Origin of the sequence: Nocardiopsis potens DSM 45234, assembly GCF_000341105.1 — a bacterium.
Lineage (GTDB): Bacteria > Actinomycetota > Actinomycetes > Streptosporangiales > Streptosporangiaceae > Nocardiopsis_A > Nocardiopsis_A potens.
Window position 1 is genome coordinate 13,825 of record NZ_ANBB01000052.1, and the last position, 17,291, is coordinate 31,115.

15 protein-coding genes are annotated in these 17,291 nt (G+C 74.0%); 5 read left to right on the forward strand and 10 right to left on the reverse strand.

Annotation, left to right across the window (positions count from 1 at the left end; all coding sequences use genetic code 11):
- Positions 1-26: 26 nt before the first annotated feature.
- The 5 genes from D459_RS0121275 to D459_RS0121290 all read right to left on the reverse strand — a co-directional run bounded on the left by D459_RS0121275 (position 27) and on the right by D459_RS0121290 (position 5,742).
- Positions 27-1,460 (reverse strand): dicarboxylate/amino acid:cation symporter, encoded by a 1,434-nt coding sequence (locus D459_RS0121275; protein ID WP_040710735.1) that lies wholly within the window; start codon positions 1,458-1,460, stop codon positions 27-29.
- A gap of 134 nt (positions 1,461-1,594) precedes the next feature.
- Entirely contained in the window at positions 1,595-1,909 is a 315-nt protein-coding gene (locus D459_RS37580) for a putative leader peptide (RefSeq protein WP_394296700.1), read from the reverse strand.
- Positions 1,910-2,050: 141 nt separating this feature from the next.
- Positions 2,051-3,820: an acetyl/propionyl/methylcrotonyl-CoA carboxylase subunit alpha gene (locus tag D459_RS0121280; protein ID WP_017595029.1), complete on the reverse strand. Its 1,770-nt coding sequence runs from the start codon at positions 3,818-3,820 to the stop codon at positions 2,051-2,053.
- Positions 3,821-3,895: 75 nt separating this feature from the next.
- Positions 3,896-4,138, reverse strand: coding sequence for an acyl-CoA carboxylase epsilon subunit (locus D459_RS0121285; protein ID WP_017595030.1), 243 nt, complete (start codon positions 4,136-4,138; stop codon positions 3,896-3,898).
- A complete protein-coding gene (locus tag D459_RS0121290; protein ID WP_017595031.1) occupies positions 4,135-5,742 on the reverse strand; it encodes an acyl-CoA carboxylase subunit beta in 1,608 nt (535 codons plus the stop codon). The genes D459_RS0121285 and D459_RS0121290 overlap by 4 nt, the downstream gene beginning before the upstream one ends.
- A 288-nt stretch (positions 5,743-6,030) precedes the next feature.
- Here D459_RS0121290 and D459_RS0121295 point away from each other — a divergent pair, with 288 nt between their 5' ends.
- Entirely contained in the window at positions 6,031-8,631 is a 2,601-nt protein-coding gene (locus D459_RS0121295) for a phosphoenolpyruvate carboxylase (protein ID WP_051065503.1), read from the forward strand.
- 66 nt (positions 8,632-8,697) lie between these two features.
- On the opposite strand, the gene D459_RS0121300 is transcribed toward D459_RS0121295, so the two are convergent.
- Positions 8,698-9,309, reverse strand: a complete 612-nt coding sequence (locus tag D459_RS0121300; RefSeq protein WP_017595033.1) for a Uma2 family endonuclease — start codon at positions 9,307-9,309, stop codon at positions 8,698-8,700.
- Positions 9,310-9,404: 95 nt separating this feature from the next.
- Between D459_RS0121300 and D459_RS0121305 the strand changes: the two genes are divergently transcribed.
- Complete coding sequence (locus D459_RS0121305; RefSeq protein ID WP_017595034.1) at positions 9,405-10,277, forward strand: biotin--[acetyl-CoA-carboxylase] ligase; 873 nt, start codon at positions 9,405-9,407, stop codon at positions 10,275-10,277.
- Positions 10,278-10,378: 101 nt separating this feature from the next.
- Here the strand turns inward: D459_RS0121305 and D459_RS0121310 are convergent, their stop codons facing one another.
- Positions 10,379-11,398: a zeta toxin family protein gene (locus tag D459_RS0121310; RefSeq protein WP_017595035.1), complete on the reverse strand. Its 1,020-nt coding sequence runs from the start codon at positions 11,396-11,398 to the stop codon at positions 10,379-10,381.
- Between the two features lie 194 nt (positions 11,399-11,592).
- Between D459_RS0121310 and D459_RS0121315 the strand changes: the two genes are divergently transcribed.
- The 3 genes from D459_RS0121315 (at position 11,593) to D459_RS0121325 (ending at position 14,437) form a co-directional block, all read left to right on the forward strand.
- Positions 11,593-12,609 carry an adenylate/guanylate cyclase domain-containing protein gene (locus tag D459_RS0121315; RefSeq protein WP_026120622.1) on the forward strand — a complete coding sequence of 339 codons (1,017 nt, stop codon included), beginning with the start codon at positions 11,593-11,595 and terminating at the stop codon, positions 12,607-12,609.
- A 77-nt stretch (positions 12,610-12,686) separates the two neighbouring features.
- The gene (locus D459_RS0121320) at positions 12,687-13,793 is read left to right on the forward strand and encodes an S-(hydroxymethyl)mycothiol dehydrogenase (protein ID WP_017595037.1); all 1,107 of its coding nucleotides are present in this window, start codon (positions 12,687-12,689) and stop codon (positions 13,791-13,793) included.
- Between the two features lie 2 nt (positions 13,794-13,795).
- Entirely contained in the window at positions 13,796-14,437 is a 642-nt protein-coding gene (locus D459_RS0121325; protein WP_026120623.1) for an MBL fold metallo-hydrolase, read from the forward strand.
- 33 nt (positions 14,438-14,470) lie between these two features.
- Here the strand turns inward: D459_RS0121325 and D459_RS0121330 are convergent, their stop codons facing one another.
- The 3 genes from D459_RS0121330 to D459_RS32335 all read right to left on the reverse strand — a co-directional run bounded on the left by D459_RS0121330 (position 14,471) and on the right by D459_RS32335 (position 17,118).
- Complete coding sequence (locus D459_RS0121330; RefSeq protein ID WP_017595039.1) at positions 14,471-15,757, reverse strand: sensor histidine kinase; 1,287 nt, start codon at positions 15,755-15,757, stop codon at positions 14,471-14,473.
- Positions 15,758-15,816: 59 nt separating this feature from the next.
- The gene (locus tag D459_RS0121335) at positions 15,817-16,485 is read right to left on the reverse strand and encodes a response regulator transcription factor (protein ID WP_017595040.1); all 669 of its coding nucleotides are present in this window, start codon (positions 16,483-16,485) and stop codon (positions 15,817-15,819) included.
- Positions 16,486-16,662: 177 nt separating this feature from the next.
- Positions 16,663-17,118, reverse strand: a complete 456-nt coding sequence (locus D459_RS32335; RefSeq protein ID WP_017595041.1) for a GtrA family protein — start codon at positions 17,116-17,118, stop codon at positions 16,663-16,665.
- Positions 17,119-17,291 lie beyond the last annotated feature (173 nt).

Sequence of the window (17,291 nt, forward strand, 5' to 3'; positions counted from 1 at the left end):
GCCCGCTGACGGGGAGCGCGAGGACCTCAGGACGCGGTCGTCCCGGCGGTCTCCCTGCGCTCGGATCCCTCTCCCTCTTCGGTCTCCCCGGCCTTCTCGGCCTCCTGCGCGGCGGCCTCCTGCTCCGCCCGGGAGGAGAAGCCCTCGTCGACGAAGCCGTCCAGGCCGCGCGGGGCGTTGTACCGCTCCACGTCGAGGATCCGCTCCCGCTTGGCGACGATCGCCGGGACCAGCGCCTGGCCGGCCACGTTGGTGGCGGTGCGGCCCATGTCCAGGATCGGGTCGACGGCCAGCAGCAGGCCGACGCCCTCCAGCGGCAGGCCCACGGTGGACAGGGTCAGGGTGAGCATCACGGTGGCGCCGGTGGTGCCCGCGGTGGCCGCGGAGCCGATCACCGAGACGAACGCGATCAGCAGGTAGTCGGTGAAGCCCAGGCCCACCCCGAAGAACTGGGCGACGAAGATCGCCGAGACCGCCGGGTAGATCGCGGCGCAGCCGTCCATCTTGGTGGTGGCGCCGAACGGGACGGCGAACGAGGCGTAGTGCCGGGGGACGCCGAAGTTGGTCTCGGCGACCCGCTGGGTGACCGGCATGGTGCCCATCGAGGAGCGGGAGACGAAGCCGAGCTGGACCGCCGGCCACACGCCGCTGAAGAACTTGACGATGGAGAGCCCGTGCACCCGGGCCAGCACCGGGTAGACGACGAACAGCACCAGGGCCAGGCCGAGGTAGATCACCGCGGCGTACTTGCCCAGGGCGCCGATGGTGCCCCAGCCGTAGCTGTAGACGGCGTTGCCGAGCAGGCCGATGGTGCCCAGCGGGGCCAGGCGGATGATCCACCACAGCACCTTCAGCACGATCTGCAGCGCCGACTCGGTGAAGGCCAGGAACGGCTCGGCGGCCTTGCCGACCTTGACCGCGGCCACGCCCACCGCGATGGCGATGACGATCAGCTGCAGCGCGTTGAAGTCCAGCGAGGTGGCCAGTGCGCCGGCCTCGTCCTGGCTGGTGGAGGCGCCCAGGCCGAGGAAGTTGACCGGGACGATGCTCTCGATGAAGGCGATCCAGGAGCCCTGCGAGGAGGGGTCGGCGGCGGTGCCCGGGTCGACCCCGCTGTTCAGGCCGGGGCGGAAGCCGGTGCCCAGGCCGATGCCGATGAGCACCGCGATCAGCGCGGTGATCGCGAACCAGAGCAGCGTCTGCCCGGCCAGCCGGGCGGCGTTGGAGACGTTGCGCAGACTCGCGATCGAGGAGATGACCGCCAGCAGGATCAGCGGCGGGACGATCGTCTTCAGCAGGGTGACGAAGGTGGAGCCGACGGTGTCGAGGGTGACCGCCAGCCAGTTGGGGGAGTCCGGGTCGCCGCCCAGCCGGAGGGCCACGAATCCGAGGCCGATACCGATGAACAGCGCCGCGATCACTTGCACGGCGAAGGGGATGCGTCTCAACGCGGAAAGCACGGGGCGTCTCCTGGGTCAGGGCAGCGCCGAACGACGGGGATGTGTCGGGTTCGGCGGTGGACGAAGCGGATAGGCGCGCGCGGGCGCGGCGGCGGGGGATCGTCGATCGGAGAAGGATCGGAAGGAGAAGGCGTCTAACGACACGCCTGGCTGGCGACGCGGCACAGGTCGACGTGCCGTCGCTCGGTCAAGCCCCACAGGTTCGTCACGATTAGGAACAATATCCACGGTCGCCGGATTATTCCCCCGCCCCGAGGTGTCAATCCGGTCACGCCCTCCGGATCCCCGGCGCGCCCGCTTCCCCTCCGGGCCCGGCATCCCCTGCGGCGCAAGGGGACCCGGCCCCGGCGGCCCCGTGCGGTGTCCGCCGGGCCGGACCGCCGCAGAGCGGGCCGCCCGCCGAGGGGCCTTCCGCCGCCCCCGGGGGGAGGAGGGGGCCTCTCGGGCACGGCGGTGCGCCGGACGGCGTACTCCGGCCGGTGCCGGGCCCTGAGCGGCCCCGGTGGGCGGGAGGGGGCCGGGACGGCGCGAGGGGCGGGACGGGGCGCCGAGCGCCCCGTCCCGCCCCTCGCGGTGGCGTGGGATGCGGGTCAGGCGTCCTTGATCTCGCAGACGACGCCGCCGCTGGCGACGGTCTCGCCGGGGGAGACCGAGAGGCCGGCCACGGTGCCCGCCTTGTGCGCGGTGAGCGGCTGCTCCATCTTCATCGCCTCGATGACCACCACGGTGTCGCCCTCGGCGACCTGCGCGCCGTCCTCGGCGACCACCTTGACCACGGTGCCCTGCATCGGGGAGACCAGGGAGTCGCCGCTCGCGGCCGCGGTGCCGCCGGACTTCCCGGACCGGTGGCCGCGCCTGCGGGCCGGGTTCCCGGGGGCGGGGGCCGCCGCGGCGGCGCCCAGGCCGGCGGGGAGCACCACCTCCAGGCGCTTGCCGCCGACCTCGACGGTGACCCGCTCGCGCTCCTCCTGCTCGGCGGGGCCGCCCGGCGCGCCCTCGTAGGGCGGCACCGTGTTGTCGAACCCGGTCTCGATCCACCGGGTGTGCACCGAGAACGGCTCGTCGCCGGCGGGGGCGAAGGCCGGGTCCTCGATGACGGTGCGGTGGAACGGGATGACGGTGGGCATCCCGCCCACCTCGAACTCGGCCAGGGCGCGCCGCGACCGCTCCAGCACCTGGCGCCGGTCGGAGCCGGTCACGATGAGCTTGGCGACCATGGAGTCGAACGCCTGCGGGACGGTGAAGCCCTCCTCGCAGCCGGTGTCCACCCGGACCCCGGGGCCGCCGGGCAGGTTCAGCCGGGTGATGGTGCCCGGCGCGGGCATGAAGCCGCGCCCGGCGTCCTCGGCGTTGATCCGGAACTCCATGGAGTGCCCGCGCAGCACCGGGTCGGCGTAGCCCAGCTCCTCGCCGTCGGCGACCCGGAACATCTCCCGGACCAGGTCGATCCCGGAGACCTCCTCGGTCACCGGGTGCTCCACCTGGAGCCGGGTGTTGACCTCCAGGAACGACACGGTGCCGTCCGCGCCGACCAGGAACTCGCAGGTGCCCGCGCCGACGTAGCCGGCCTCGCGCAGGATCGCCTTGGAGGAGGAGTAGAGCAGCTCGGTCTGCTCGGCGGTGAGGAACGGCGCGGGGGCCTCCTCGACCAGCTTCTGGTGCCGGCGCTGCAGCGAGCAGTCCCGGGTGGAGACCACCACCACGTTGCCGTGGGAGTCGGCCAGGCACTGCGTCTCCACGTGCCGGGGCCGGTCCAGGTAGCGCTCCACGAAGCACTCGCCGCGGCCGAACGCGGTGACCGCCTCGCGCACCGCCGATTCGTAGGCGTCGGCGACCTCGCCCATCTCCCGGACGACCTTCAGGCCGCGCCCGCCGCCGCCGAAGGCGGCCTTGATCGCGATCGGCAGGCCGTGCTCCTCGGCGAAGGCCACCACCTCCTCGGCGCCGGAGACCGGGTCGGCGGTGCCGGCCACCAGCGGGGCGCCGACCTTCTGCGCGATGTGCCGGGCCTGGACCTTGTCGCCCAGCGCGGTGATGGCCGCGGGCGGCGGGCCGATCCAGATCAGCCCGGCGTCGATCACGGCCTGGGCGAACTCGGCGTTCTCGGCGAGGAAGCCGTAGCCGGGGTGGACCGCGTCGGCGCCGGCGCGCTCCGCCACGTCGAGCAGCTTGGCGATGGACAGGTAGCTCTCGCCGGGGGTGTCCCCGCCCAGGGCGTAGGCCTCGTCGGCGACCTTGGCGTGCAGGGCGTCCCGGTCGGGGTCGGCGTAGACCGCGACGCTGCCCAGCCCGGCGTCGCGGCAGGCGCGCGCCACGCGTACCGCGATCTCGCCGCGGTTGGCGATCAGAACTTTACGCACGGTGGGAAATCCTCCTGGTAGGCGACTGCCGGACGTCGCGCCTGTGGATGGGAAGTCTAGGCCGCACCGGCCGGGTCACTCCGGGTGCATGCTGCGCCGCCAGGCGCCCGGGCCGGGGGCGGCGGTGCGGCGCGGGCCGCGGGCGCTCCGCCGCCAGGCGGAACCGGCCTGCCCGGCCGGTGCGGCCGCGCGGGCCGCCTCGGCGGCGCGGGCGCGCGCGGCGACCACGGCGACCAGGGCGGCGACCTCCTCGGGGGAGGCGTCGCCGCGGACGATGCTCAGCCGGGGCCGGTCCTCGCCGGTCGTCTCGCGGCTCACAGCGGGATGTTCCCGTGCTTCTTCGGCGGCAGCCGCTTGCGCTTGGTGCGCAGCGCGCGCAGCGCCTTGGCCACCGAGACGCGGGTCTCCGAGGGCAGGATGACCCCGTCGACGTAGCCGCGCTCGGCGGCGGCGTACGGGTTGAGCAGGGTGTCCTCGTACTCCTCGACCAGGCGGGCGCGCTCGGTCTCGACGTCGTCGCCGGCGGCGGCCAGGGTGCGCCGGTGCAGGATGTTCACCGCGCCCTGGGCGCCCATCACCGCGATCTGCGCGGTGGGCCAGGCCAGGTTGACGTCGGCGCCCAGGTGCTTGGAGCCCATCACGTCGTAGGCGCCGCCGAAGGCCTTGCGGGTGATCACCGTGACCAGCGGGACGGTGGCCTCGGCGTAGGCGTAGATGAGCTTGGCGCCGCGCCGGATGATGCCGTTCCACTCCTGGTCGGTGCCGGGCAGGAAGCCGGGGACGTCGACGAAGGTGAGCACCGGGACGTTGAACGCGTCGCAGGTGCGCACGAACCGGGCGGCCTTCTCCGAGGCGTCGATGTCCAGGCAGCCGGCGAAGTTCATCGGCTGGTTGGCGACGATGCCGACGCTGTGCCCCTCGACCCGGCCGTAGCCGACCACGATGTTCCCGGCGAAGTGCTCGTGCACCTCCAGGAACTCGCCGTCGTCCAGCACGTGCTCGACGACCCGGCGGATGTCGTAGGGCTGGTTGGCCGAGTCCGGGATGAAGGAGTCCAGCTCGGCGTCGGCCCCGGTGGGCTCCGGGTCGGAGTCGGCCGGCAGCACCGGGGCGTCGTCCAGGTTGTTGGAGGGCAGGTGGGCCAGGAGCTCCTTGACGTAGTCGAGGGCGTCCTGCTCGTCGGCGCCCATGTAGTGCGCCACCCCGGAGCGGGTGTTGTGCGCCCGGGCGCCGCCCAGCTCCTCCATCGAGACGTCCTCGCCGGTGACGGTCTTGATCACGTCGGGGCCGGTGATGAACATCTGCGAGGTCTGATCGACCATCACCACGAAGTCGGTGAGCGCGGGGGAGTAGACGTGCCCGCCGGCCGCGGCGCCCATGATCAGCGAGATCTGCGGGACCACGCCGGAGGCGTGCACGTTGCGCTTGAAGATCTCGGCGTAGAGGCCGAGGGCCGCCACGCCCTCCTGGATCCGCGCGCCGCCGCCCTCGTTGATCCCGACGACCGGGCAGCCGGTGCTGAGCGCGTGGTCCAGGACCTTGACGATCTTCTCGCCGTAGACCTCGCCGAGCGAGCCGCCGAAGACGGTGACGTCCTGGCTGAACACCGCGACGGGGCGGCCGTCCACGGTGCCGTGCCCGGTGACCACGCCGTCGCCGTAGGGGCGGTTGGCGTCCATGCCGAAGCTGGTGGAGCGGTGCCGGGCCAGCGCGTCGAACTCGGTGAATGACCCGGGGTCGAGCAGGGCGTCGATCCGCTCGCGGGCGGTCATCTTCCCTTTCGCGTGCTGCTTCTCGATGGCTCGCGCGGATCCGGCGTGCACGGCCTCGTACCGGCGCCGCTGCAGGTCGGCGAGCTTGCCCGCGGTCGTGTGGATGTCGATGTCCTCCGCGGGCAGAGGTTCAGGGGCTTCGGTCGCCATGGAAAGCCAGCCTAGACCGGGCCCCGGGCGGCGGGGCGGGCCGACCCCGTATTACTCGCCGGTAATCGGGGAGGGAGGGACCGGGAGGCGGCGCGGCCGCGGCGACCTGGGGCGGACCGTGATTGGTCCAGACCACCCCGCTAGGCTGTGCCGCGCACGCCCACCGCGGATCTGGGCAACGGCGCCGGCGCGGTGACCCGAGGACAGGCTTACCGAGCGCGAGGAGACCTTGCGATGGCGAACGATGCGACCCGGGCCGGCGCGGAGCGCGACAGCGCCCGGCAGGAGATGCCGGAGCGGCTGCGCGCCGACATCCGCCTGCTCGGCGGCACCCTGGGCACCGTCCTGGCCGAGGCCGGGGGCGAGGACCTGCTCGCCGACGTGGAGCGGCTGCGCACCGCGGTGATCGGCGCCCGGGAGGGCACCTCGACCGCGGCCGAGGCCACCGAACTGGTGGAGTCCTGGCCGCTGGAGCGGGCCAAGCAGGTCGCCCGCGCCTTCACCGTCTACTTCCACCTGGCCAACCTGGCCGAGGAGCACCAGCGGATCCGGGCGCTGCGCGAGCGCGACGACGCGGTGCACCCGCCGCGCGAGTCGCTGGCCGCCGCGGTCGAGCAGGTCCGCGCCGACTGCGGCGAGGAGCGGCTGGCCGAGTTCGTCGCCGGCATGGAGTTCCACCCGGTGCTCACCGCGCACCCCACCGAGGCGCGCCGCCGCGCGGTCTCCACCGCCATCCTGCGGATCGGCGAGCAGCTGGAGCGGCTGCACGCCGCGCACCCCGACTCCACCGCCGAGCGGGAGGCGCGGCGCAGGCTGACCGAGGAGGTCGACCTGCTCTGGCGCACCTCCCAGCTGCGCTACACCAAGCTGGACCCGCTGGACGAGGTGCGCACCGCGATGGCGGCCTTCGACTCCACCGTCTTCGAGGTGGTCCCGGAGATCTACCGGTCGCTGGACGCCGCGCTGGACCCGAGCGGCACCGGCACCCGGCCGCCCTCGGCGCGCCCCTTCGTCCGCTACGGCAGCTGGATCGGCGGCGACCGGGACGGCAACCCGTTCGTCACCCACGAGGTGACCCGGGAGGCCATCGCGATCCAGTCCGAGCACGTGCTGCGCGCCCTGGAGGCGGCGGCGGGCCGGATCGCGCGCAACCTCACCGCCTACGGCAACCTCACCCCGGCCAGCGAGGACCTGCGGGACACGCTGGCCGCCGCGCAGGCCGGCTACCCGCGGGTGATGGCCGACATCGCCAAGCGCTCGCCCAACGAGCCCCACCGCCAGCTGCTGCTGTTCGCCACCGCGCGGCTGCGCGCCACCCGGGAGCGCGACGCCGACCTGGGCTACCCCGGCCCCGACCGGCTCCTCGCCGACCTGCGCACGGTGCAGTCCTCGCTGGCCGCCGCCGGGGCGAACCGGCAGGCCTACGGCGAGCTCCAGCACCTCGTCTGGCAGGTGGAGACGTTCGGCTTCCACCTCGCCGAGCTGGAGATCCGCCAGCACAGCGAGGTGCACGCGCGCGCCCTGGAGGAGGTGCGGGCCGGCGGCGCGCTCTCCGAGCAGACCGAGGAGGTGCTGGCCACCCTCCGGGTGGTCGCCTGGATCCAGGAGCGGTTCGGGGTGGACGCCTGCCGCCGCTACATCGTCAGCTTCACCCGCTCCGCCGCCGACATCGCCGCGGTGCACGAGCTCGCCGCGCACGCCCTGCCGGCCGGCAAGGCCCCGGTCCTCGACGTCATCCCGCTCTTCGAGACCGGCGCCGACCTGGACGCCTCGCCCGAGGTCCTGGACGGCATGCTGGAGCTGCCCGAGCTGCGCCGCCGGATGGAGGAGACCGGCGGCCGGCTGGAGGTCATGCTCGGCTACAGCGACTCGGCCAAGGACGTCGGCCCGGTCAGCGCCACCCTGCGGCTCTACGACGCGCAGGGCAGGCTCACCGAGTGGGCTGAGCGGCACGGCGTCACCCTCACCCTGTTCCACGGCCGCGGCGGCTCGCTGGGCCGCGGCGGCGGGCCGGCCAGCCGGGCGCTGCTCGCCCAGGCCCCCGGCTCGGTCGCGGGCCGGTTCAAGGTGACCGAGCAGGGCGAGGTGATCTTCGCTCGGTACGGCCAGCGCGCCATCGCCCACCGCCACATCGAGCAGGTCGGCCACGCGGTGCTGATGGCCTCCACCGAGACGGTGCAGGAGCGGGCCCGCGAGGCGTCCGCCCGGTTCCGCAAGACCGCCGACGAGATCGCCGGCGCCGCGCACACCGCCTACCGGTCGCTGATCGACACCGACGGCTTCGCCGAGTGGTTCTCCCGGGTCAGTCCGCTGGAGGAGCTCGGCGAGCTGCGCCTGGGGTCGCGCCCGTCGCGCCGCTCGGCCGCCCGCGGCCTGGGCGACCTGCGCGCCATCCCGTGGGTGTTCGCCTGGACCCAGACCCGGGTCAACCTGCCCGGCTGGTACGGCCTGGGCACCGGCCTGGCCGCCGCCTCCGACCAGGAGGCGCTGCGCGCCGCCTACCGGGAGTGGCCGCTGTTCGCGTCGCTGCTGGACAACGCGGAGATGAGCCTGGCCAAGACGGACCGCGCGATCGCCGAGCGCTACCTGCGCCTGGGCGGCCGCCCGGAGCTCACCGAGAAGGTCCTCGCCGAGTACGACCTCACCCGGGAGCTGGTGCTGCGCACCACCGGCCACACCCGCCTGCTGGAGAACCGCAGGGTGCTCTCCCGCGCGGTGGACCTGCGCAACCCCTACGTGGACGCCCTCTCCCACCTGCAGCTGCGCGCCCTGAACGCGCTGCGCGGACCGGAGGCCGACACCCTCTCCGAGGAGGACCAGCGGCACCTGGAGCGGCTGCTGCTGCTCTCCGTCAACGGCGTCGCGGCCGGCCTGCAGAACACCGGCTGACCCGCCGGGAAGCGCCCGGAGGACGGGGGCCGCACCGCTCCGGCGGTGCGGCCCCCGCCGCCGTCGCTACGGAACCGGGAACCGCGAGGTGTCCAGGTCGAACCCGAACGGCTCGGGCAGCGCGACGGACTCGCCGAAGCGGACCTTGTGCACGTCGGCGTAGGCGCCGTTCAGCGGCTCGGAGTACAGCGTGGCGGCGGGCTCGCCCAGGAGCGGGTCCCACCGGTCGATCAGCAGGTAGAGCGGGACCGGTCCATGGGCGTAGCCCCAGAGCCTGGCCTTGCGGTCCCGGTCGGCGGTGCTCGGCGAGACGACCTCGACCACGATCAGGGCGTCGGCGGCGGAGTGGTCCGCGCCCCGCTCGTCGAGCGGCCCGGGCAGAACCGCCAGATCGGGGATGTAGAGCGAGAGCAGCGGGGGGACGCGCAGGTCGACCGCCTGGTGGACGTCGCAGTCCGCGAGCGCGCCGCCGTCCCGGAGGATCTCCCGGTACAGCTGCTTCTGCACGTCCGCCACGATCCTGTTGTGGCCGTCCTGCGGCGGGGTCACGAGGAAGAGACCGCCTTCGATGATCTCGGCCCGCCAGCCCTCCGCGAGCTCCAGGCCCTGCCAGATGCCCAGTAGGGCCTCCCAGTGGGAGGATCGGCCCGCGCCGGGTTCCACGTCCGCCACGTGCATACGCCGCGTCACCTCCGAGGACCGAACGTAGCACCGGGCCGCCCCGGTGTCCTTGGGTTCACGATAAGCGGGCGCCGGAGCGGTATACAGGGCGCATGACCGGCGATTCCCTGAACCCCGCGAACCCCGCCTACCGCGACCTGGACCGGCCGCCGCTCCGCGCCGATGCGCTGCGCCGCGCGCTGGTCCGGCCCGGGGAGGTGTGGACCGGCGTCGAGGTGGTGCCGGAGCTGGGCTCCACCAACACCGAGCTGGCCGCGCGGGCCCGGGACGGCGCCCCCGCGGGGAGCGTGCTGGTGACCGAGCACCAGACCGCCGGGCGGGGGCGGCGCGGGCGCACCTTCACCGTGCCGCCGCGGGCCGCGCTGACCTTCTCGGTGCTGCTCCGGCCCGAGTCGCCGGCGTCCCGGTTCGGCTGGCTGCCGCTGATGATGGGCGTCGCCGCGGTGCGCGCCGCGTCCTCCGTCGCCCAGGTGGAGCCGGCGCTGAAGTGGCCCAACGACGTGCTGGCCCCGGAGGAGGACCGGGACGCCCCGCCGCGCAAGCTCGCCGGGATCCTCTCCGAGGCGGCGTTCTCCGAGGCCGGGCCGGGGGTGGTGATCGGCATGGGGCTCAACGTGTCGCAGCGCCGGGAGGAGCTCCCGGTGGAGTCCGCCACCTCGCTGGTGCTGGAGGGCGACCCGCACGGCGACCGGGACCCGCTGCTCCGCGCGGTGCTGCGCGCCTTCGCCGGCCTCTACCGCGCCTGGGAGGAGGCCGGCGGGGACGCCGAGGCGAGCGGGCTGGCCGAGGAGTACCGCCGGCACTGCGACACCATCGGCCGCCGGGTCCGGGTGAACCTCCCCGGCGACCGGCTGCTGGAGGGCGAGGCGGTCGGCGTCGACGCCGAGGGCAGGCTCCAGGTCGCCGGCCCCCGCGGCACCGAGTCCCTCAGCGCCGGCGACGTCGTCCACGTCCGCCGGAGCTGACCCCGCAGGCACCAGAGCGACGATCTTGACGGCTATCAACACGCGTTGATAGCCGTCAAGATCATCGAGGGAGGGGCGGTGCGCGCGGTCGTCCGGGCGGGTCAGTGCCGGGCGCGGGCCGCCTCCAGGGCGGTGCGGGCGAAGGGCTCCTTCTCCCACTCGCCGTCGGGGCCGAGGCGGGCCGCGTACAGCAGGGCGCCGTCCCGGGAGACCACGTAGAGGGCGTCGGCCAGCCGGTGGGTCTCCAGGAACTCCGCGGTGTTGGGCACCCCGGCGTAGGCGCGCTCGTGGTGCTCCGGCGGCATCCAGCGGCCGAAGCCCTGCTCGCGGCGGGAGCGCCGGTACCGCTCCTCGATCGCGGCGGCGCTCTCGCCGAAGTCCGCGGCGACGAAGGCGACCCCCACCCGGTAGCCGGCCTCGCGGAACCCCTCGGTCCAGGCGGCCGCCCAGTCCGCGCGGCCCAGCGGGTGGCTGCACAGCACGTCGGAGCGGCCCTCCCGGACGTGCTCCAGCGCCATCGGGTGCAGCCCGCGGACCTGGGCCGGCAGCGCCGCGGAGGCGGCCCGGTCGTCCGCGGTCATCGCCGCCTCGTAGTCGGGGGAGAGCCGCATCAGGTCGTCCCCGTCGTAGCTCACCGTGCCCGGCGCCAGCGCCGGCAGCAGCGCCCGCTGCAGGGTGCTCTTGCCCGACCCCGGCTGGCCGCCGAAGATGAGCGCCTCGGGCTCCTCTCTGGGGGCGCCGGAGAGCCGGTCGCGCAGCGCCCGGTCGAAGGCGGCGCGGAGCTCCCCGGCGCCGAGCGGCTTCGGTGCGGCCGGCGCCGGGCCGAACCGGTGCCGGCCGCGCAGCGCGCGGAGCGCCTCCGGGTACTCCGCGGCCACCGCGCCCAGTTCGGCGCCGTCCAGGAAGGGCAGCCGCGCCTCCAGGTCGAGCAGGCGCCGCGCCTCCTTGTCCAGCGCGCCGCGCTCGGCCTCGGCGGCGCGGGGCAGCAGCGCGGAGTGCACCCCGATCGCCGCGCTCAGCAGGTTGTAGGCGGTCTCGCGGGCGTCCCGGTCGGCGGCCGGCCGGGCCGGCACGCCGCCCAGCGCCGCGAACCGGTCCAGTAGAGAGAGGGGCAGGTCCATGCCACCGTGGGTTCCCGGGCCGGCCGCGGGCCACACCCGGCGCCCGCGGCCGGGAGCGGCCGGTCGGCCGATTTCTTGACGCAGAGTGTTCTCACCCGCTAAACCGGCAGTGATGAAGGTGTGATCGCGTCAATCCCGGGCCGTTACCCGGGAACCGGTCGATCACCGGCTCCCACCGAACGACGAGAGAACGTATGACCGCGCGTCCCGACCCAGAGCAGATCGAAGCCGCCCTTTTGGGAGGGGAGGCGCGCTATACCCGTGCCGAGGCCGTGAGCAGGTCGGGGGCCTCCCCCGAGTTCGCCGACCGGGTCTGGCGGGCCCTGGGGTTCCCCACCCGGGACGACGACGTCCCCGCGTTCGCGGAGAGCGACGTGCAGGCGCTGGGCACCGCCGCCCGGCTGCTCCGCGAGGGCGTCGTCGACGAGGACGCCGCGATCCGGCTGGCCCGCGCCATGGGGCAGACCATGGCCCGGCTCGCCGAGTGGCAGATCAGCATCATCTCCACGCTGGCCTTCTCGCCCGAGGTGGAGGGGGCGGCCGACGGCGGCCCGCTGGGGCCGCTGGTCGGGCTCACCAAGGACATGCTGCCCGACGTGGAGCGGCTGCTGGTGCACATCTGGCGCCGCCAGCTCGCCGCGGCCTCCGCGCGCCGGCTGGCCTTCATGGAGAGCAGCGAGGACGCCGCCCCCACCTACTTCCCGCTCGCCGCCGGCTTCGCCGACCTGGTCTCCTTCACCACGCTCAGCCGGGAGCTGGACGAGGTGGAGCTGGCCGAGGTGGTCGAGGGGTTCGAGTCCACCGCCACCGACATCGTCTCCTCCGGCGGGGGCCGGGTCATCAAGACCCTGGGCGACGAGATCTTCTTCGTCGCCAACACCCCCCGCCAGGCCGCGGAGATCGCGCTCCGCCTGGCCGACGGGGTGAAGACGCACATAGAGGTCCCGGACGTGCGGGTCGGCGTCGCCTACGGGCCGATCCTCGCGCTGCTCGGCGACGTCTTCGGCACCACCGTCAACCGGGCCAGCCGGCTCACCTCGTTCGCCCGCCCCGGCACCGTGCTGATCGACGACGCCATGGCCGAGCACCTCCAGGACGAGGAGGCGCTGCAGGTCGTCGCGGTGCGCCCGCGGCACGCGCACGGGCTGGGCCAGCTCCAGCCGCACGCGCTGCGCCGCTCCTTCGAGCGGCTCGCCCCCACGGCGGGCTGAGAAACCGGTCCGGTACGCGGCCGCCCGCACGGGGCATGTCCTCTGGGGAAGGCCAAGGGCGACCGGGAGGAGTGCCGGTGACCGATACTCGGCAGCGGGGCGAGCAGACCGTCGAGGCCGTGGTGGCCATGGAGAAGGGGGCGCCGGTCTCGGTGCAGGCCGTCGTGGTCCCCGACCCGGGGCCGGGCGAGGCCCTGGTCGCGGTGGAGGCGTGCGGGGTCTGCCACACCGACCTGCACTACCGGGAGGGCGCCATCGGCGACGACTTCCCCTACCTGCTCGGCCACGAGGCGGCCGGCCGGGTGGAGGCGGTCGGCGAGGGCGTCACCGGGCTGGAGCCCGGCGATTTCGTGGTGCTGAACTGGCGCGCGGTCTGCGGGGTGTGCCGGGCCTGCGCCCGCGGCCGCCCGCAGTACTGCTTCGACACCGCCAACGCGGCGCAGCCGATGCGGTTGGCCGACGGCACCGAGCTCTCCCCGGCGCTGGGCATCGGCGCGTTCGCGGAGAAGACGCTGGTGGCCGCGGGGCAGTGCACCAAGGTCGACCCGGCCGCCGACCCGGCCGCGGCCGGCCTGCTCGGCTGCGGGGTGATGGCGGGCCTGGGCGCCGCGCTGAACACCGGCGGGGTGGGCCGGGGCGACTCGGTGGCGGTGATCGGCTGCGGCGGGGTGGGCGACGCCGCGGTGGCCGGCGCGCGGCTCGCCGGCGCCGCGCGGATCATCGCGGTCGACGTGGACCCGCGCAAGCTGGAGTGGGCGCGCGGGTTCGGCGCGACGCACACCGTCAACGCCCGAGAGCGCTCCCCGATCGAGGCGGTGCGCGAGCTGACCGGCGGCAACGGGGCCGACGTGGTGATCGACGCGGTGGGCCGCCCGGAGACCTTCCGGCAGGCGTTCTACGCCCGCGACCTGGCCGGCACCGTCGTCCTGGTCGGGGTGCCCGAGCCGGAGTTCCAGGCCGAGCTGCCGCTGCTGGACGTGTTCTCCCGGGGCGGGGCGGTGAAGTCCTCCTGGTACGGCGACTGCCTGCCGTCCCGGGACTTCCCCATGCTGATCGACCTGTACCTGCAGGGCCGGCTCGACCTGGACGCGTTCGTCACCGAGCGGATCGGCCCCGGCGATGTGGAGGAGGCCTTCGCCCGGATGCGGCGGGGGACCGTACTGCGATCGGTGGTGGTCCGCTAGCCATGCCCGAAGCACCCGCGCAGCCCGTGCACCGCCTGGTCACCTCCGGGGTGTTCGCCCTGGACGGCGGCGAGTGGCCGGTGGAGAACAACGTGTGGATCGTCGGCGACGACCGGTCGGCGGTGGTCATCGACGCCGCGCACGACCACGAGCGGATCGCCCGCGCGCTGGGCGACCGCGAACTGATGGCGGTGGTGTGCACGCACGCGCACAACGACCACGTCAACGCCGCGGTGGAGCTGGCCGACCTGTGCGACGCCCCGATCCTGCTGCACCCGGACGACGGCGAGCTGTGGCACCGGGTCCACCCCGACCGGGAGCCGGACGCCCCGCTGCTCCAGGGCGAGGTGCTGCAGGCCGGCGGGGTGGACCTGGAGGTGCTGCACACCCCCGGGCACACCCCCGGCGGCGTCTGCCTGTACGCCCCCTCGCTGGGCGCGGTCTTCACCGGCGACACCCTGTTCCAGGGCGGGCCGGGGGCGACCGGGCGGTCCTTCTCCGACTTCCCGACCATCATCGGCTCGATCCGGGACCGGCTGCTGGTGCTGCCGCCGGAGACCGCGGTGCACACCGGGCACGGACCCTCCACCACGATCGGCGAGGAGGCGCCGCACCTGCAGGAGTGGATCGACCGGGGGCACTGAACCCGGGCCGGGGCGGCGGGTCCGGACCGGGGGTCAGACCGGGCCGGTGTCCTTGCCCAGGCCCTCGCCGCCGGTGGGCAGGAACACCGCGAACACGGTCGGCTTGGGCTGGACCAGCTCCACCCGGGCGCCCTCGGACTCGGCGATGTGCCGGGCCAGGGCCAGTCCCAGGCCGGTGCCCTCGCCGCCGCTGACCTCCCGGTCGAAGATCCGCCCGACCAGGTGCTCGGGGACCCCCTCGCCCTCGTCGCCGACCTCGATGCGCACCGAGTGGCCGCCGTCGATCACGTTGACCGTGACGGTGCCCGCCCCGTGCGCGGACGCGTTCTCCACCAGCACCGCCATGATCTGGGTGAGGTCCATCGGGACGGTCATCGCGCTGAGGCCCTTGGCGCCGATCAGCCGCAGCTTGCGCCCGTTCTGCTCGAACACCGGGGACCACTCGCCGACGAACCGCTCCAGCACCCGGTCGATGCTCACCTGCTCCACCTCGGGGTTCTGGCTCTTGCGCGCCCGGCCCAGCAGGTTCTCCACGGTCTGGGTGAGCCGCTCGGCCTGCTGCAGCGCGGCCTCGCCCTCCTCCCGCACCACCCGGGGGTCGTCCGCCTCGGCGATGATCTCCTCCAGCCGCATGGTCAGCGCGGTCAGCGGGGTGCGCAGCTGGTGCGAGGCGTCGGTGGCGAAGTGCCGCTCGGTGGCGATCAGCCCGGCGATCCGCTCGGCGCTGCGGTCCAGCACCTCGGCGACCCGGTCGGCCTCGGGGATGCCGTACCGGTGCCCCCACGGGGTGGCGACCCCCGACCCGAGCCGCTCGGCGGTGGCCGCCAGGTCGACCAGCGGCAGGGTGAGCCGGCGGGCCTGCAGCATCGCCAGCCCCACCGCGACGCCGATGGCCAGCAGGGACAGCGAGGCGATGCCCAGCCAGGCGTTGAAGACGCTCTCCTGGACGTGGCCCGAGCCCTGCCAGACCCGCACGTCGATGCCGCCCGGGGAGGTGGTGTGGGCGTCCAGGGTGGGCCGCGGATCGTCGGAGTCGGGATCGTAGTCCCAGCCGCCGGCCCGGACCGGCTGGGCGTCGCCGCGCGGCTGCAGCTCGATCAGGCGCTCGGGGTAGACCTGGGCGAAGTGCTCCCGGTCGATACCGCCCTCGTTCTCCACCTGGGCGTCGGCGTCGGCCGCGATGACCTCGGCCTCCTGCTGCAGGGTCCGCTCGGCGTCCTCATAGGCCGAGCGGTACACCAGCGCACCCAGCGGAAGGCCGAGCAGCAGCACGGCGATGACCGTCACGACGAGCGTGGAGAACAGCATCCGCCTGCGCATTACACCCCTTCTCCTCGCGCCCCGGCGCCGCGTGTTCCGGGGTCACGGCGCAGGCAGGTTCAATCCCGTTCGAACCGGAAGCCGACCCCTCGCACGGTCGTGATGTAGGAGGGCTGGTTCGCGTCGTCACCCAGCTTCCGGCGGAGCCAGGAGATGTGCATGTCCAAGGTCTTGGTCGAACCCCACCAGTTGGTGTCCCAGACCTCCCGCATGATCTGCTCGCGGGTGACCACCTTCCCGGCGTCCCGCACCAGCACCCGGAGCAGGTCGAACTCCTTCGTGGTCAGCTGCAGTTCGCGGTCGCCCAGCCAGGCGCGGCGCGAGTCGTTGTCGATCCGCACGCCGTGCACGACCGGCACCTCGCCGCCGCCGCGGCGCAGCAGCGCCCGCACCCGGGCCAGGAGCTCGGCCAGCCGGAAGGGCTTGGTCACGTAGTCGTCGGCCCCGGCGTCGAGGCCGACGACCGTGTCCACCTCGTCGGCTCGGGCGGTGAGGATGAGGATCGGCGTCACGTGCCCTTCGGCCCGCAGCCGCCGCGCCACTTCCAGCCCGTCCATTTCCGGTAGGCCGAGATCGAGCACCATGAGGTCGATATCTCCTGCACGGGCCCGATCGATGGTGTCGGTGCCATTGACGGTCACGTCCACGGTATAGCCTTCGCGGCGCAGTGCGCGGGCGAGCGGCTCGTAGATCGAGGCGTCGTCTTCGGCCAGCAAAACGCAGGTCATGATGGAGATCGTAAGTCCCACCGGGGGGTTTTCCCTATTATGCGCGCCGTGCTGAGGCGGGTCGGCCGGAATTCACGGCGGCATGGAAGGGACATTAGTAGGACCGCGGGCCCGGAAGCCCGCATTTTTGCGATTCCTTGTCCGCAGGTTGGGAGAAAACGTGCCCCGGGGAGAGGTTCAGGCCGCCCGGCTCTCGTCCCGGTCGACCGGAGGGAACACCCAGGTCCGGTAGGACCAGAACCGGAACAGCGTGCCCAGGCCGACGCCGACCACGTTCCCGGAGATGTTCCGGGCCAGCGCGCCGTCCAGCCCGAGCACGTACAGGGTGAATCCGAGGCAGGCCACCTGGAGGCCCATCCCCACCCCGTTCATCACCAGGAACAGCAGCGTCTCCCGCCCGTAGCCGGTGCGGGCCCGGTCGCCGAAGGTCCAGAACCGGTTGCCGACGAACGCCACCGCGATGGCGCACAGCGTGCCGATCGCCTGCCCGGTCAGCGCGGTGGTGCCGACCGCCCACAGCAGGTTGGTGACGCCCAGCTGGACCACGTAGGCCACGGCGCCGACGGACCCGAACTTGCCCAGCTCGGCGGCGAGCCGGGCGATCCGGGGGTGGCGGGCGAGGAACTGGCGCACGGCCGCGGCCTCCAATGGTCGGGCGGGATCGGTGCACGCCCGACTCTAGCCCGCGCCCCCGGAGCGCCGCTCCGCCCGGGGTTCCGGGAGGGCCGGGGCGGTGCTCCAGGGGCCGGTGCGGGGCCGGTCGGGGAAGCGCCGACAACGTTCTTCGCGCCGGTCATTAGACTTCG